This is a genomic window from Paraferrimonas sedimenticola (assembly GCF_002282855.1).
Lineage (GTDB): Bacteria > Pseudomonadota > Gammaproteobacteria > Enterobacterales > Shewanellaceae > Paraferrimonas > Paraferrimonas sedimenticola.
The window spans coordinates 134,064-150,171 of the sequence record NZ_NRIR01000009.1 but is presented as its reverse complement, the minus strand read 5'-3'; the positions used below and the strand labels follow the sequence as shown (position 1 = coordinate 150,171).

At 49.0% G+C, this 16,108-nt stretch carries 11 protein-coding genes and 1 tRNA gene; 8 read left to right on the top strand and 4 right to left on the bottom strand.

Annotated elements, in window-relative coordinates; translation table 11 throughout:
• Nucleotide 1 precedes the first annotated feature (1 nt).
• Both CLC93_RS15460 and CLC93_RS15450 read left to right on the top strand, forming a co-directional pair.
• A tRNA-Lys gene (locus CLC93_RS15460) sits at nt 2–77 on the top strand.
• A 429-nt stretch (nt 78–506) separates the two neighbouring features.
• Nucleotides 507–1,655, top strand: a complete 1,149-nt coding sequence (locus CLC93_RS15450; RefSeq protein ID WP_095506882.1) for a DcaP family trimeric outer membrane transporter — start codon at nt 507–509, stop codon at nt 1,653–1,655.
• Nucleotides 1,656–1,721: 66 nt separating this feature from the next.
• Here the strand turns inward: CLC93_RS15450 and CLC93_RS15445 are convergent, their stop codons facing one another.
• A complete protein-coding gene (locus CLC93_RS15445; protein WP_095506881.1) occupies nt 1,722–1,985 on the bottom strand; it encodes a GrxA family glutaredoxin in 264 nt (87 codons plus the stop codon).
• Between the two features lie 77 nt (nt 1,986–2,062).
• The gene (radD, locus tag CLC93_RS15440; RefSeq protein WP_095506891.1) at nt 2,063–3,811 is read right to left on the bottom strand and encodes a DNA repair helicase RadD; all 1,749 of its coding nucleotides are present in this window, start codon (nt 3,809–3,811) and stop codon (nt 2,063–2,065) included.
• A gap of 151 nt (nt 3,812–3,962) precedes the next feature.
• Between radD and psrA the strand changes: the two genes are divergently transcribed.
• The 4 genes from psrA (at nt 3,963) to CLC93_RS15420 (ending at nt 11,082) form a co-directional block, all read left to right on the top strand.
• On the top strand, nt 3,963–4,616 hold the full coding sequence (gene psrA, locus CLC93_RS15435) for a TetR family transcriptional repressor PsrA (RefSeq protein WP_095506880.1): 654 nt from the start codon (nt 3,963–3,965) through the stop codon (nt 4,614–4,616).
• A gap of 2 nt (nt 4,617–4,618) precedes the next feature.
• Nucleotides 4,619–6,898: an acyl-CoA dehydrogenase gene (locus CLC93_RS15430; RefSeq protein WP_095506879.1), complete on the top strand. Its 2,280-nt coding sequence runs from the start codon at nt 4,619–4,621 to the stop codon at nt 6,896–6,898.
• A 168-nt stretch (nt 6,899–7,066) separates the two neighbouring features.
• Nucleotides 7,067–8,989 (top strand): alpha/beta hydrolase family protein, encoded by a 1,923-nt coding sequence (locus tag CLC93_RS15425; protein ID WP_095506878.1) that lies wholly within the window; start codon nt 7,067–7,069, stop codon nt 8,987–8,989.
• A gap of 149 nt (nt 8,990–9,138) precedes the next feature.
• Nucleotides 9,139–11,082, top strand: coding sequence for an alpha/beta hydrolase family protein (locus CLC93_RS15420; protein WP_095506877.1), 1,944 nt, complete (start codon nt 9,139–9,141; stop codon nt 11,080–11,082).
• A 63-nt stretch (nt 11,083–11,145) separates the two neighbouring features.
• Here the strand turns inward: CLC93_RS15420 and pyk are convergent, their stop codons facing one another.
• Both pyk and CLC93_RS15410 read right to left on the bottom strand, forming a co-directional pair.
• A complete protein-coding gene (gene pyk / locus CLC93_RS15415; protein ID WP_095506876.1) occupies nt 11,146–12,582 on the bottom strand; it encodes a pyruvate kinase in 1,437 nt (478 codons plus the stop codon).
• 252 nt (nt 12,583–12,834) lie between these two features.
• Complete coding sequence (locus CLC93_RS15410) at nt 12,835–13,686, bottom strand: MurR/RpiR family transcriptional regulator (RefSeq protein ID WP_095506875.1); 852 nt, start codon at nt 13,684–13,686, stop codon at nt 12,835–12,837.
• Nucleotides 13,687–13,930: 244 nt separating this feature from the next.
• On the opposite strand from CLC93_RS15410, the gene zwf reads away from it, so the two are divergent.
• Nucleotides 13,931–15,400, top strand: a complete 1,470-nt coding sequence (gene zwf, locus CLC93_RS15405) for a glucose-6-phosphate dehydrogenase (RefSeq protein ID WP_095506874.1) — start codon at nt 13,931–13,933, stop codon at nt 15,398–15,400.
• Nucleotides 15,401–15,409: 9 nt separating this feature from the next.
• Entirely contained in the window at nt 15,410–16,108 is a 699-nt protein-coding gene (pgl, locus tag CLC93_RS15400) for a 6-phosphogluconolactonase (RefSeq protein ID WP_095506873.1), read from the top strand.

Below are 16,108 nucleotides of genomic sequence, written 5' to 3'. Positions count from 1 at the left end.
TGGGTCGTTAGCTCAGTCGGTAGAGCAGTTGGCTTTTAACCAATTGGTCGAAGGTTCGAATCCTTCACGACCCACCATCTTCAAGCAAAAATTCCTACGGGTCGGTAGAGCAGTTGGCTTTTAACCAATTGGTCGAAGGTTCGAATCCTTCACGACCCACCATTTCCCTCGCTTTTTCGTATCGCCAAATCTTGGTGAGGCCCGCTTGTAGCGTGATCTTACTCACCCCTTGCGACACCAATTCCTGACAAAAGTTCAATCCTTATCTACGCTTGTTACACCCTTGTGAAAGCTGTATCGCAGAAATACAGGCAGGGGCGCAGTTTGGCACTGTTATGTGAGGTGGTTCACCTTTTGATCTATTGGTGCTGTGAAGTACATCTTTGCAGGCATAACATTGTCTCAACCTCGTCGTTACATTCGTGCCTAATAGACTTTTCGCTAATGTAACAAAACGAGTGAATAGTCCATATTTGGGCATGGGAGAATAATGTGAGGAAATACTCATGAGCAAGAAAACTGTGTTGTCACTGTCGGCTCTGGCGTTAGCCATGGCTTCTACCTCTGCATCAGCGGTTACCATCGATGCGCTAAATGACACCAAGTTCACCTTTGGTGGCTATGTAAAATCTGACTTCATGTTCAGTAATTACGACAACGGCGCGCCTTCATCAGGCCACATTTCGCGTAACTTCTACGTACCTGGCACCATTTATGGTGACTCGAACAACGCCAAAGAAGCGGTAGATTTCAACATCCGTGAATCGCGTTTTAACTTCGGCAGCCAAACCGACGTTGACGGCCACAAAGTACAAACCCTAATTGAGTTTGACTTCATGGTTACTTCTGGCGGTAACGAGCGTGTGTCTAACAGCTACGTGCCTCGTTTGCGTCAAGTGTTCGTGAGTGTAGACAACTGGTTGGTTGGTCAAGCTTGGTCGACTTTCCAAAACCCAGGCGCGCTGCCAGAAGCATTGGACTTCGTTGGTGCCGCTGAAGGTACACCTTTCGTACGTCAAACCCAAATTCGCTACACCAACGGCGGCTTGCAGTTGGCTGTAGAAAACCCAGAAACCACTTTGACCACTGCTACTGGCGGTCGTGAAGTTATCGGTACTGGTACCTACGTGCCTGATTTTGTGGCTCGCTACAACTTCAAAGCCGGTGATTCTGCCTTTACTATCGCAGGTCTAGGTCGTCAGCTGTCTAAGAAGCAAGGTGGCATCGATTCAACCAAGTTTGGTTATGCAGTATCTGGTACTGCGGTTGTTCCTCTAGGAATGGCAACCATCAAAGCCGGTGCTAACTATGGTGATGGCGCAGGTCGTTACATCGCATTGAACTTTGCTAACGGCGGTTACGTTGATGGCAACGGTAAGATCCAGTCAATTAAATCAACTTCTGGCTATGCAAGCTTGCAGCTGCGCTGGAACGAGAAGTGGCGTTCAAACGTAACCGTGTCTGCTTTCCAAGCGGATGACACTGGTATCGCAATGGCCAACAAGAAAGCCATGAGCGGTAACGTCAACTTGCTGTACTCGCCAATCAAGACTTTGACCATTGGTGCTGAGTTGTTCACTGCTCGTAACGAGCGTGAAGACAAGTCTAAAGGCGACTTGAACCGCGTTATCTTCTCTGTGAAATACGTGCTGTAATTCAGTCGATTTCAAGACACAAAAAAGGAGACCTCAGGGTCTCCTTTTTAGTTTGCGTTCAAATGATTAAGCGCAAAGCAACTCGTTTTCTTTGACGTAGGCGTCAAACTCGGTGAAACCACCGACGTGAGTTTGGTCAACAAAGATTTGCGGCACGGTCTCAACTGGCTTGCCAACAGTCTTTTCTAGGTCGGCTTTTGAGATACCTTCGGCGTGAATATCGACGTAGCGATATTTAAAGCCTTCCATTTTTTCTTCTAGTTGATCGGCTAGCTGCTTAGCGCGGACGCAGTATGGGCAGCCAGGGCGTCCAAAAATTACAACAAACATATTGTTTCCTCGACTGATTCTTGATGGCATATATATCACAGGCGTCACTCAAACTCTAGTGATAGCACCGATAGCGCTTAATCTGCAGCTTCTGAAGTGCGGTAGCGGCCACGATAATCGAACATTGCCCTGACCAAGCTCCAATGGCGCTTTTGTTTGTGCAGCAGCAATAAGTCTGGAAAGCGAAAACGGTGAGCTTGTGCCACTAATTCAGCTAGCGTTTTAGGACGAAACTCGGTGCCCGGTGCGGCCAAGTGAGTTTTGATGAATTGATGGTAACAAGCAGCTTTTTGGGCTGGTGTATCGTATATAAAGCTCTGTTTAAACTCGTTGGCCATTTCGTCCAAATAAACCACTACCAATTTGTCTCGTCCTTTAGCATCGCGCTCTTGCAGTAGTTGTATGCCAGTGCAGCGAAACAAGTGATGATGCTGACGCTTTAATACCTGTGAAAGATGCTTATCAGGGTCCACCAGTGTGCTTTGGCACTGCTGACATTGGCGTGCGGCAATATCGTTTTCAGCGCCACAATCGGGACACACTCGCGAGCGAAAGCGAAACTGGCACTGCTGTCCCGAGCCTACTGGGGTTTCCCCCTGGCAGCGCCGCCCATAGTGCTCAATGACATCGCCATCCCTGTCGCACTTACCCCAAAAGACGTTGGCAAAACCGCATTCAGGGCAGGGGACTTGTACTGGCACTGTATTGGGGTTCGGCCTAGGCTCGCCAATTTCTGGAGCGTACAAATCAAAGCCGTTGGCGGCGTAATCCACCACTAAGCAGTCGCTTTTTCCTTCGTCTAAGCGTAAACCGCGGCCCACCATTTGTTGGTACAAAGACACGGAAGCGGTTGGACGCAAAATGGCAATCAAATCCACATGCGGTGCGTCAAATCCCGTGGTGAGTACCGATACATTGATCAGGTATTTGATTTTGCTGGCTTTAAAGTCGTCGATGATCTGTGCTCTCTCATCGGAAGAGGTATCGGCACAAATAAAGGCCGCCGATTCACCCTTTAGTAGCTTGAGGATCTCTCGCCCGTGGCGAACGCTGGCGGCAAATATAATCACACCTTTGCGTTGCGCTGCTAACGATTGCACCTGATCGATAATTTGAGTGGTGGCCCGACCGCTATTGGATAGAATCTTATCTATTTCAGCTGACGGGTAGTCGCCGAACTGAGGCGCGCTGAGTTGCTGAAAGTCGTATTGAATACTGACCCCGTCGTACAGCAAAGGCGGGGTAAGATAGCCTTTTTTAATCAGATGACGCAGTGGCAATTCAAACAAGCAAGGGCCAAAAGGCTTTGGCTTGTCAGAGCGAATTACGCCGTGATAGTGGCGCTGATACACCCAACCTGAATCCAGTCGATAGGGAGTGGCAGTTAACCCCAGTAAACACAGCGCCGGATTGTGTTTTTTTAGGTGTTTTAGCAGGCTTTGGTATTGGCTATCGTCATCTTCGCTGGCGCGGTGACATTCATCGATAACCACCAAGGAAAACTGCTGGCTAAAATCTTCTAAATTGCGCGCGGCGCTTTGAATACTGGCCACCAAGACCTTTTCGCGTGTGTCCTTGCGTTTCAGGCCCGCCGAGTAGATCCCCGCCGATTGCCCTAGCGCCTGTATCTTGTCGGCGTTTTGTTCGACTAATTCCTTAACATGGGTGAGTACCAAGACTTTGTGGCGAGCGATTCTGGCAAGCTCAGCAATGACTAGGCTTTTGCCGGCGCCAGTGGGCAGTACCACTACGGCCGCTTCTTTGCTCTCGCGAAAATGTCGAATGACCGCGTCCACGCTTTCACGCTGATAGTTCCTAAGCTGCATTTTGTTCCCAAAAGCCATTGATATAGCGTTAATTCTATAGCTGCTGTAACGATTTTGTTACGGTTTGACAAAGCGCTTACAAACACATATTTTAAACGTGCGTTTTAATTTCCCTTGCGCAATCGATAAGTCAAACAAGAAAGGACTGCCTATGTTAGCTAGGGCCGACACCAAACACAAAATTTTGGATGCCGCCGAGCGTTTATTCGCCGAACGCGGGTTCGCTGAAACCTCTCTGCGAGCCATCACCAGTAAAGCGGATGTGAATTTAGCATCTGTTAACTATCATTACGGTTCTAAAAAGGAACTGATTCGCGCGGTTGTCGCGCGCTATTTGGATATTTTTATTCCAAAGCTAATCGAATCCTTAGAAACCTTGCACCAGCAACACGAGCGCCCAACTCTGCAACAAGTGTTCTTTGGACTAGTCGACCCTCTGTTGGCGCTTGATGAGCACAGACACAATGGCACCAGCACATTCTTGCAGTTGCTAAGTCGAGGGTTTATCGAGAACCAAGGCCACTTGCGCTGGTTTATCACCAGCCATTACGGCCACGGTTTGGATGCGTTCACCAAAAGCGTGGCGATTGCCGAACCGACCATCTCGAAAGAAGAGATGTTCTGGCGCCTTCATTTCACCCTCGGAACCGTAGTGTTCACTATGGCATCGTCTGAGGCTCTAATCAGCATTGCTGAAAACGATTTTGACGAGAAAATTCGCATTGAAGACGTGATTTTGCGCGTAATCCCGTTTGTTGCCGCCGGCGTTGGCCGTAAGGCACCCACTAGCACTGAAGGACTTTAACTATGTGGTGGTTATTATTTTTCATTCTGCTGTTTGTTGCAGCTGTCATTTTTGTCAAAAGCTTGCGGATGCAGTTTATCAGTAAGCCAGCGTTTAAATTCATTAAGAAAGCCTTACCGCCGCTATCCCAAACGGAACGCGAGGCCATGGAAGCCGGCGATATCTGGTGGGAAGGCGAGCTGTTTCGCGGCAAACCTAATTGGCAGACACTACACGGCTACAAAGGCGGTCAGCTGACCTCAGAAGAGCAAGCGTTCATGGACAATGAGGTTACCACCTTGCTGACCATGATTGACGACTACGACATTCTGCAAAACCGCAAAGACCTACCACCTGAGATCTGGGACTATTTGCGCAATAACGGCTTTTTCGCGCTGATTATTCCCAAAGAGTACGGTGGTAAAGACTTCTCGGCATACGCCAACTCCACCATTGTGACTACTATCGCCAGTCGCAGCTTGAGCGTCGCGGTAACCGTTATGGTGCCTAACAGCTTGGGACCGGGCGAGCTATTGAGCCACTATGGTACCGAAGCACAGAAAAATCAGTGGTTACCGGGCCTGGCCAGCGGTAAAGAGATCCCTTGTTTTGCTCTGACTGGCCCAGAAGCTGGCTCTGACGCAGGCTCAATTCCCGATGTGGGTATCGTTTGTAAGCAAGAGTGGCAGGGCGAAGAAGTCTTGGGTCTTAGCCTGACTTGGAACAAGCGCTACATTACCCTTGCGCCAGTGGCCACTGTGTTGGGCTTGGCGTTTCAACTGAAAGATCCTGAAGGGTTGCTGGGTGGTGAAGAGTCACTTGGAATTACCTGCGCACTTATCCCTGCGGATCATCCAGGCGTCAATATCGGCAATCGCCACAACCCACTAAATCAAGCCTTCATGAACGGTACCACCACAGGTAACGATGTGTTTATTCCTCTGGATTGGATCATCGGTGGCGTTGAGTACGCGGGTAAAGGTTGGCGTATGCTGGTTGAGTGTTTGTCTGCGGGTCGCGGTATCTCGCTACCTGGTCTTGCAACAGCGACCGGTCACATGGCGACTCGTACCACTTCTGCCTATGGCGCGGTTCGCACTCAATTTGGCATGTCGATTAGTCAGTTTGAAGGGGTTCAAGAAGCCCTCGCGCGGATTGTATCCAACACCTACCAGCTAGAAGCCGCGCGCAAACTAACCACAACCGGTATCGATTTGAAGGTAAAACCTTCGGTCGTGACCGCGATTGCCAAGTACCACATGACCGAGTTGGGCCGTAAGGTGATTAACGATGCCATGGACATTCAGTCGGGCAAAGGCATTCAAATGGGGCCTAAGAACTACTTAGGTGGTAACTACATGGCCAACCCGATTTCTATCACGGTAGAAGGGGCCAACATTCTGACTCGCAGTCTGATGATCTTTGGTCAGGGCGCAACGCGCTGTCACCCGTACGTACTGGCAGAAATGGAAGCGGCGGCCCACGAAGACGAGAAGACCGGCCTGGATAGATTTGATGGTCTGTTGGTATCCCACATGGCTTACGCTTTCTACAACGCCTTTACCTCCTTTACTTCGGCGATTACCGGCAGTCGTTTTAACGACGCACCTGTAGCAGGAGAGGTGGCCAAGTACTACAAACACATGCATCGCTTCTCAGCGGCACTGGCCTTTATGACAGATATTGCCATGCTGACCTTAGGTGGTGATTTGAAGCGCCGTGAAATGCTGTCAGCGCGATTGGGTGATGCCTTAAGCGAGCTGTATCTGGCCTCAGCGACCTTGAAGCTGTTTGCCGACCAAGGGCATCAGCAAGACGAGCTGCCGATTGTACACCACGCCATGCAAACCCGTTTGTATAACTGTGCCAAGGCCTTGTCTGAGGTGATTGATAACTTCCCATCAACGCCTGCGCGCTGGTTGATGCAAGTGGTGGCCTTCCCATTGGGTAACCGCTTTAAATTGCCAAGCGATAGCTTGTCTATCGACGTGTGCAAAGCGGTTAGCCGCCCAGGCGGCGCTCGCGAGCGTTTGACCTATTTGTGTCCTGTTTGGAAAGACGATCCATCGGGTATCAACGAAGTTGAGCAAGCCTTCCTTGAAGGCTACAAAGCAAAAGGTGCTCACGCCAAGATTAAAAAAGCCATCAAGGCCGGCAAGATTGCCAAGGGTTTGCCAGTGGCAATTCGAGTTGGTCAGGCGCTGCAGCAAGGGCTCATCGACAAGGAAGAAAGCGAGCAGATTTTGTTTGCCGATAAGCTTCGCAGTATTGCGGTGCAAGTGGACGAATTTGAAACACTTTGATATCGACTTGATCGCGAATCGTTAAGCCTCAAGCCCCAATCTATCTAGGTTGGGGCTTTTTTATTAGTTTCCCTTATAGAGAACGAATTTCAACCGGCACAAAGTTGCCTGACATTAGGCTTGGGATTACTATCGCGCCCTATAACTTCTAATAATTTAACAAGCCCGATGATGCGAACGATACTTTTAGCGGCGGCTCTGCTGCTGACTTCAACTTTGGCTTTTGCCAAAACGGTTTTTGATATTCCAGTTGAGCACTATGGCGCTCTGCCAGAGAAGAGCTTAGTGAGCTTATCGAGAAGCGGTGATCTTATTGCCTATCGCGATACCAGCGGTGGCGACGATAAGGTAGTGGTTCTCAACCTTTCAACCGGTAAACACGTTACCTCGCTAGCTTTGGGAGAAGTGAAGCCTAATAGCCTGCGCTTTGTTGACGATAACTACCTGATTTTGGTGGTGTCAGACAACAAACGCCTATACAGGGTGCGTGGTCGCCACGATGTGAGCGCGGCTTACTCAATCAACCTCAAAACCGGCGACTTGCACCAACTGCTAACACCGGGCTACGGCATTCACAGCAGCCAAACCAATGTGGGCCGGATTATTGCCGCTTCCAAAGATGGTCGTTATGTTTACATGCCTGCCTACGCTGACGATGGCCGTTATCACTTGTATCGAGTGGATTTAGAAAAGCGCCGCCGCCCTGTGGCCCACCAAAAAGGCACACCAGACACCATCAACTTTTTTATGAATCGAGACCGTGAGGTGGTTGCTCGCGAGCGCTTTGACTCTAAAAGAGATGAGCATAAGATTCAGGTCAGACGCGATGGCAAGTGGAAAACCATCTTCGAAGAGGAAACGGCGTGGATCTATCGTAGCTATGCCGGTTTGACCCCAGATGAAGAACATTTGGTGATGTTCGCTGTACTTGGCGATACCAACCATACAGCCTATTACGCCATGCGCTTAAGCGATGGTCATGTGGGTGAGCCTATGTTCTCAAGCAGCGAAAAAAGCGTCGTTGGAGCCTTTCAGACCGACACTTCGGAAGTGGAAGGGGTTATCTACTCGGGCTTTAAACCTGACTACGAGTTTTTCGATAAGAAACTGATGGCGCGTTTCAAAGGTATCAGCCAGGCGCTGCCGAACAACATTTTCACCATTGTTAGCGCAACTCCAGATTGGTCCAAGATTGTACTTTTGATGGAAGGAGAGCAAAGCTCTGGGGACTACATTTTGTACGAAAATGGCTCGTTGGATTTGTTGACCATGAGCCGCCCGGGGATCCCTCGTGAAGCGGTTGCCTCTGTTAAAAGCGATGGCTTTGTTGCCCGCGATGGTTTGTCCATCCCAACTTTACTAACCACCCCAGTGAACGCAAGTGAAGGGCCATTACCGACTATCTTGCTTCCTCACGGCGGTCCTGAATCCCATGACCAGATGGGCTTTTATTGGTTGTCTCAGTATTTTTCCAACCAGGGCTACCTTGTTATTCAACCTCAGTTCCGAGGCTCTACCGGCTTTGGTGTTGACCACGTGCTAAAAGGTCGTGGCGAGTGGGGCAAGAAAATGCAGGATGACCTAACCGATGCGGTAGCCGCTTATGCAGAGCGCGGACTGGTAGACGAAGACCGAGTCTGCATCGTGGGTATCAGCTACGGTGGTTACGCTGCACTTGCTGGTGCGACTTTTACTCCCGACTTGTACAAGTGCGCTATTTCAGTCAATGGAATTGGAGACGTATACGACATGCTGCAGGCGGATAAACGCGACTATGGCAGCCGCAGTGGCGTTGTTGCCTACTGGGAAGATGTGTTGGGTAATCACGAGACTCCAAGCCGTAAAGCCTTGCGCAAAATCTCACCTATGCAATTTGTCGAGCAAGTAAAGGCACCGGTGCTGCTGATTCACGGCCAGCACGACAGTATTGTCAAAGTGGACCAGTCTCGCGACATGCATAAGGCACTTAAATCGGCTGAGAAAGACGTAACCTACGTCGAGCTGAAAGCAGGTGACCACAACATGAGCAAAGGCGAAAACCGTATCAAAGCTTTGGTAGCTATCGATAGCTTTATTAAAGAGCATCTGTAAACACAATCTCGCTGCAATTAGGGTCGAAAGTATTCGGCCCTTTTTTGTGCCTAAAAAAGCTTGCTACATTCAGACCTAGGGTTGCACAGATACTGCTATATGTATTAGGTTTCTGATATATAACAAGTTTACTCCAAGGATTAGGAATAATGCGTGTCTATATTGTTTTGTTTTGTCTAATTATTGTCGTTACCGTGAATTCGGTATTCGCCAGCGCATTGCCTGATCTCAAAGCCTTTGCAAAACTTCCAGACAAAAGCATGCTGACGCTTTCCCCAACTGGAAAAAGGCTTGCCTACCGAGATACGAGCGAAGGTGATCGAATCATCGTCTTAAGCTTGGATGATGGCAAACTAATTAGTTCGACGGAGCTACAGGATGTTAATCCAAGTCGACTGATTTTTGTTAGCGATGAACGCTTGATACTCGTTGCCTACGAGAATGAGAGAATCCATAACGTTCGATACCGTCATAATGTCAGTGCAGCTTTCTCGCTAGACCTTAATAACTTCAAACTGCATCAGATGCTCATTCCGGGCTATGGAATACTTTATCGGCAAACAAATGTTGGAGTAATTGAAGGTTTCTCTGAAGATCATAATTACGCCTATATGCCAGCTTACGACCAACAAGAAAGATACAATTTATATCGCGTTGATCTGCGTAAAAAACGCAAGCCTGCGCTAGTGCAAAGGGGGACTAGCGATACGATTAACTACTTTCTGAACAAAAATATGGAGGTGGTTGCTCGAGAGCGCTTCAACCCTAAAGCGCAGGAGCATCGTATCCAAGTTTTAGAGGACGGAAGTTGGCGAGACATATACGAAGAAAACACGCCCGTTATTAGACGGAGTTTTGTTGGATTGACGCCGGATCAAAAGCACATAATTACGTACGCTGAGTCTAGTGACGCTGACCAGTTTGCCTATTTCAATATGCGATTATCTGATGGCCGCATAGACAAGCCTACTTTTGGTGAGAATCAAAAAAGCGTTCGAGGCCGGTTCTCGACAGAAAGTGGCCAAATCGAAGGTGTCGTTTATGAGGGGTTTGAGCCAGATTATGACTTCTTCGATCAAAAACTTTCAGCCCGCTTTAAAGGCATCGCAGCCGCTCTGCCTGACAATACTGTGCGGATAGTAAGTCGCACTCCTGATTGGTCAAAAATCGTGATGTTGATGGAAGGCTACCAAACTGCCGGTGATTACATTTTGTACGAAAACAGTCAACTAAGAATGCTTGCTTCTCGAAGACCAGATATTCCAAGAGACGCTGTAGCAGACGTAAAAATTGACGGCTATCTCGCTCGAGATGGATGGACTATTCCTACACTACTAACGATTCCACCAGGTGCCGCAGACAAGCCTATGCCAAGCATTGTGTTACCCCATGGTGGTCCCGCAAGTCATGACAAGCTGGAGTTTGACTGGTTATCCCAATTTCTGGCTAGTAGAGGATATCTAGTAATCCAACCCCAGTTCCGAGGTTCGACAGGCTTTGGCCCTGAACATAGAAAAAAGGGGCGCGGTGAATGGGGCAAAGGAATGCAAACCGACTTAACCGATGCTGTAGCGGCTTATGTTGAGCGTGGTCTAGTGAATCCTGAACGCGTATGCATTATGGGGTGGAGTTATGGTGGATACGCAGCGCTAGCTGGTATAGCGTTCACTCCAGAGGTATTTCGCTGTGCAGTTTCTATCAATGGGGTTTCCGACATGGTGGAATTTTTGAAAACCTCGAGGCTAAGCTACGGCAAATACAGCAGAAGTTTCACGTATTGGCAGAATTTACTCGGTAAAGGTGAGAGTCCGTCCACAGCAGAACTAGAAGCGATATCTCCGATTGATTACGTGGAGCACATTAAGCATCCAGTCTTGCTGATTCATGGCGAAAATGATGCCATTGTAAAGTCCAGTCAATCGAGCGATATGTACTCTGAACTTAAATCCGAGAATAAACCGGTCGAATACTTGGAGATCGAGGATGGCGACCACGGCCTGAACGAATCGTCGGCTAGAATTCAATCCCTTATAGCGATTGAGCAATTCTTAGAGAAAAATCTTGGTGGAAATGGAGCGTCCAGCTTGAAATGACTGTGAGTGAGAAACTAAGAAGCCCCGCTATTTAGCGGGGCTTTCTTTTTGTGAGTGACCCAATTAAGGAATGCGCACAATCTTAAGGGTATTAGTCCCGCCAATGGTTTCCATGGCATCGCCTTTGGTCATGATGATGGTGTCGCCAGAGTTCAGGAAACCCGCTTCTTTTAGAGTTTCTGAAGCGACTTTGGCCAACTCGTCTGCGGCAATCTTGGTGGTATCAAATTCCACTGGCATGACACCGCGATACAGCGCCATTTGATTCAGGCTCGCTTGATGGCGCGATAGACCAAAGATTGGCAACTTAGAGGTGATACGCGACATCAGCAGTGCGGTACGGCCTGACTCGGTTAGGGCCACAATCGCTTTGACGTCTGGCATGTGGTTAGCAGCGTACATTGCCGAGAAGGCGATGGTTTCTTCAACCGTGTCGAACATTTCGGTGATACGGTGCTTAGAAACTTGCACGGTAGGGTGGCTTTCAGCGCCTAGACACACGTTAGACATGGCCTGTACGGTTTCCACCGGGTATTTGCCTGCAGCGGTCTCGGCTGACAGCATTACTGCATCGGTACCATCGAGTACGGCATTGGCCACGTCCATCACTTCTGCACGAGTCGGCATTGGGCTGTCGATCATGCTTTCCATCATTTGGGTCGCAGTGATAACCGGACGGTCTAGTTGGCGACAACGGCTAATTAGCTTCTTCTGCACGCCCACAAGCTCTGGGTCGCCAATTTCAACACCCAAGTCGCCACGAGCTACCATGACCGCATCTGAGGCGAGAATAATGTCTTCCATGGTATCTAGATTGGTCACTGTTTCAGCGCGTTCCACTTTGGAGACTATCATGGCGTCCAGGCCGGCTTTCTGAGCTAGCTCGCGAGCGTAGCGCAGGTCATCGCCAGAGCGTGGGAAAGAGACTGCCAAGAAATCCACGTCAATATTTGCGGCGGTCACTATGTCAGCTTTATCTTTGTCGGTTAGTGCTGGTGCAGACAGACCACCACCTTTCTTATTGATACCTTTGTTGTTTGACAGGGGACCAGCAACTTTCACTTTGGTGTGAATTCGCTGGCCGTCAACTTTGGTAACTTGTAGTTGAACGCGACCATCGTCGAGCATCAACCAATCGCCATCGACTAAGTCTTGTGGTAGTTGTTTGTAATCGATGCCCACTTGTTGCTCGTCACCCAAGCCAGGTGCTAACTCGGCATCTAAGACAAAGTCTTGCTCCGGTTTCAGGGTGATCTTGTTGTTTGCAAAGGTTGATACCCGGATTTTAGGGCCTTGCAGGTCGCCTAGAATGGCGACGTGTAAGTTTAGTTTGCTGGCCAGTTCGCGAACCATTTGGGCGCGTTGTAGGTGGTCTTCTGGCTTACCGTGGGAAAAATTCATTCGAACCACGTTCACGCCTGACGTCAATAGTTGTTCTAGTACTTGGGGATCGTCAGTGGCGGGACCGAGTGTGGATACGATTTTCGTTCTGCGAAACATACTTTGCTCCAGCTTCTCTTGGGGGCTATTTCATCGTTACGGATTATTTTGTAGGAATATTACGATCAAATGTCAGTGGTGTAAATTTTCAATTTAATCTCGTAGGCAGTTAATTATTGCCTAATCTGACCGTATTGCCGCACAAAATTTAGCCAGCAACCAGATATTCTAGCGGCGTTAGGGCATTAACATTCCACCGAAAAAACAAAAAGCCCGCCTATTTGGCGGGCTTATTCAGTTTTTTCTGAAATTTTATAACGGATCTTTGTTAAGTCGAGATTCTTTGAGTACCGCTTTAACTCGCTTGAGGTTGTCTCTAAAGCGTGGGCCGCGTCGCAGGGTAAAGCCGGTCGCCAACACGTCAATCACCACCAACTGAGCTAAGCGAGACGCCATCGGCAGGTACATATCGGTATCCTCTGGTACTTCCATTGTTACCGCAATGGTGCACTCTTGCGATAAAGGCGAGTTGCGCGCGGTCAGACCTAGCACTGCAGCGCCGTTTTCGCGCGCGAGACGGGCAACATCGATCATCGACTTGGTACGGCCTGTGTGGCTAATCAGCACTACAACTGAGCCCTCGTCACAGTTCATGCAACTCATCTTTTGCATCAGTACGTCGTCGAAACAACTCACGGGTACATTGAAGCGGAAAAACTTGTTCTGCGCGTCATGGGCCACTGCAGCTGATGCACCCAGGCCAAAGAAACTGATGTGTTTTGCTTGGGTTAACAGGTCGACTGCTTTATTGATGCTTTGGGTATTGAGACTTTGGCGAGCGATATCTAGGGCAGCCATCGAAGATTCGAAGATTTTTGTGGTGTAGGAATCAGGATCGTCATCTTCTTCTACGTGCCTAGAAACATAGGGGGTACCATTGGCCAGGCTCTGGGCTAAGTGCAATTTGAAATCGGGAAACCCTTTGGTATCCAGACGTCGGCAAAAGCGGTTCACCGTTGGCTCACTGACGTCCGCCAGTTTGGCAAGAGACGCAATGCTTGAGTGAATCGCGGTTTGGGGCGAGGCCAGGATGGCTTCAGCCACTTTGCGCTCTGACTTGCTGAATTGCGTCAAATTATTTTGGATTTTTTCTAACGTGTTCATACGGTAGGCCTAAACTGGACAAATGGGAGAAATCGTTCGGCAAGCCATTGCTCGCCTTAGGTTTTTCATATTGGTTATTAAACTACCGAAGCGACGCTGGAATCAAGTAAGAAAGCGCGAAATACTGGTCTAAACAGGGTGTTTCGTTGCACAAAAACAGTGCTTTTTTAAAAATGTGTTGTTATATTACAACATAACAGCTAAACCCACAGATAAGATTCGGAACAGATTGGAGAAGCGAACGATGGGCAATAGCATAGCCGTAACTCAGGCTTGTGATTTTATCTTATTCGGCACTAAAGGCGATTTAGCGCGCCGTAAACTGCTGCCTGCCTTATACCAACTGGATAAGTCAGAGTTACTGAACCCAGCTTCACGTATCGTCGGCGTTGCCCGCAACGATATGAGCTATGACGAATTTAAACAACTGGTTGAGAAAGCGCTCAACGAGTTCATTAAAGAAGACCTTTGCGACGAAACGTTAGCGCGTTTCTATCAGCGTTTGGACTATGTGCAAGTAAATATGGCAGAGAGCGAAGACTACGCTCGATTCCATCAAGCGGTGCATCCTGATCACGTGATGGTTAACTACTTTTCAACCCCACCGGCCTTATTCGGCGACATTTGTAAGGGCTTGGCGGACAACAAACTAATCAAAGAGAACACTCGCGTTGTGCTTGAAAAGCCGATTGGTTTCTCTTTGACCTCATCGAAAGTCATCAACGACGTTGTCGCTCAATACTTCCAAGAAAACCAAATCTATCGCATCGACCACTACCTAGGTAAAGAAACCGTTCAAAACCTAGTAGCGCTTCGCTTTGCTAACTCTTTGTTCGCGTCCAAATGGGACAACCGTACTATCGATCATGTACAGATTTCGGTGGCCGAGGAAGTGGGTATCGAAGGTCGTTGGGATTACTTTGATAAAGCCGGTCAAATGCGCGACATGATTCAAAACCACTTGTTGCAAGTTCTGACTTTGGTGGCGATGGACCCTCCGGTTAACCTAGATGCCGACTCCATTCGCGATGAGAAAGTGAAAGTATTGAAATCGCTGCGTCGTATTAATGAAGAGAACATTCACGACACCACGGTACGCGGTCAGTACACCAAGGGCTTCTTGAAAGGCAATGAAGTCCCAGGTTACTTAGAAGAAGAGGGTGCCAACCTAGATAGCAACAGCGAGACCTTTGTAGCAATCCGCGTTGATATCGATAACTGGCGTTGGGCTGGAGTGCCTTTCTATCTTCGCTCAGGCAAGCGCATGCCAGCCAAGAGTTCGGAAATCGTGGTGCACTTTAAGAACCCGCCGCACAACCTGTATCGCGATAGCTACCGCAACCTGCCACCGAATAAACTCACCATCCGTTTGCAGCCTCACGAAGGTGTTGATATTCAGATGATGAATAAAGTACCAGGGTTGGGGCAGAGCACACGTCTACAGACCACCAAACTGGATTTGAGCTTCTCAGACACCTTTAAGAATCAGCGTATCGCCGAAGCTTACGAGCGTTTGTTGTACGAAGCCATGTTGGGTAACCAAGCGCTGTTCGTACGTCGTGACGAAGTGGAAGAGGCCTGGAAGTGGTGTGACGGCATTATCAATGCTTGGGCTGAAACCGACGAAGCACCTAAGTCTTACCCTGCGGGGAGCTGGGGCCCTGTAGCCTCGGTTGCACTTATCACCAAAGACGGCCGTTCGTGGGACGAGTAGGAGTTAGCAATGGTTAATGTTCCAGTATTTAAGCAATTTGACGACCGCAACGAACTGGCAGACAAGCTGGCAGGTAAGATTGCTGCGCAACTGCAAGAAAGCATAGACAACAATGGCAAAGCGTCTTTGTTGGTCTCTGGTGGCTCAACTCCGCTAGCGCTATTTAAACGTTTAAGTCAAACCGCCATTGAGTGGCGCAAGGTGTACGTCAGCTTAGTTGATGAGCGTTGGGTGGCTAAAGAACACGCGGACAGCAATGAGCGTCTGATCCGTAAGTACTTTCTGCAAAACCTAGCAGCATCGGCCAAGTTTGTTGGCCTGAAAAACATGTACGACACGCCAGAAACCGGTGTGCCTATGACCGAAGATCATCTGGCCAGCTTTCCGCGTCCGTTTGACGTGGTGGTGTTGGGCATGGGTAACGACGGCCATACCGCCAGCTGGTTCCCCTGTTCACAAGAAATCGACCAAGCGCTAAGCACCGACAGCTTGCTGCTGGCGGTTAATCCTGGGGCTGCACCGCACCCACGTATCAGTTTCAGTGCTAAAGCTATCGAAAACGCTCGTCAGATCTATTTGCATCTGCACGGCGACGATAAGCTGGCCACTCTAGAAAAAGCCCTTGAAGGCGATGACGTCAAAGCCATGCCGATCCGCTACATACTGCAGCACAAGTCCGCGGCCTTTGACGTGTATTGGAGCAAGTAG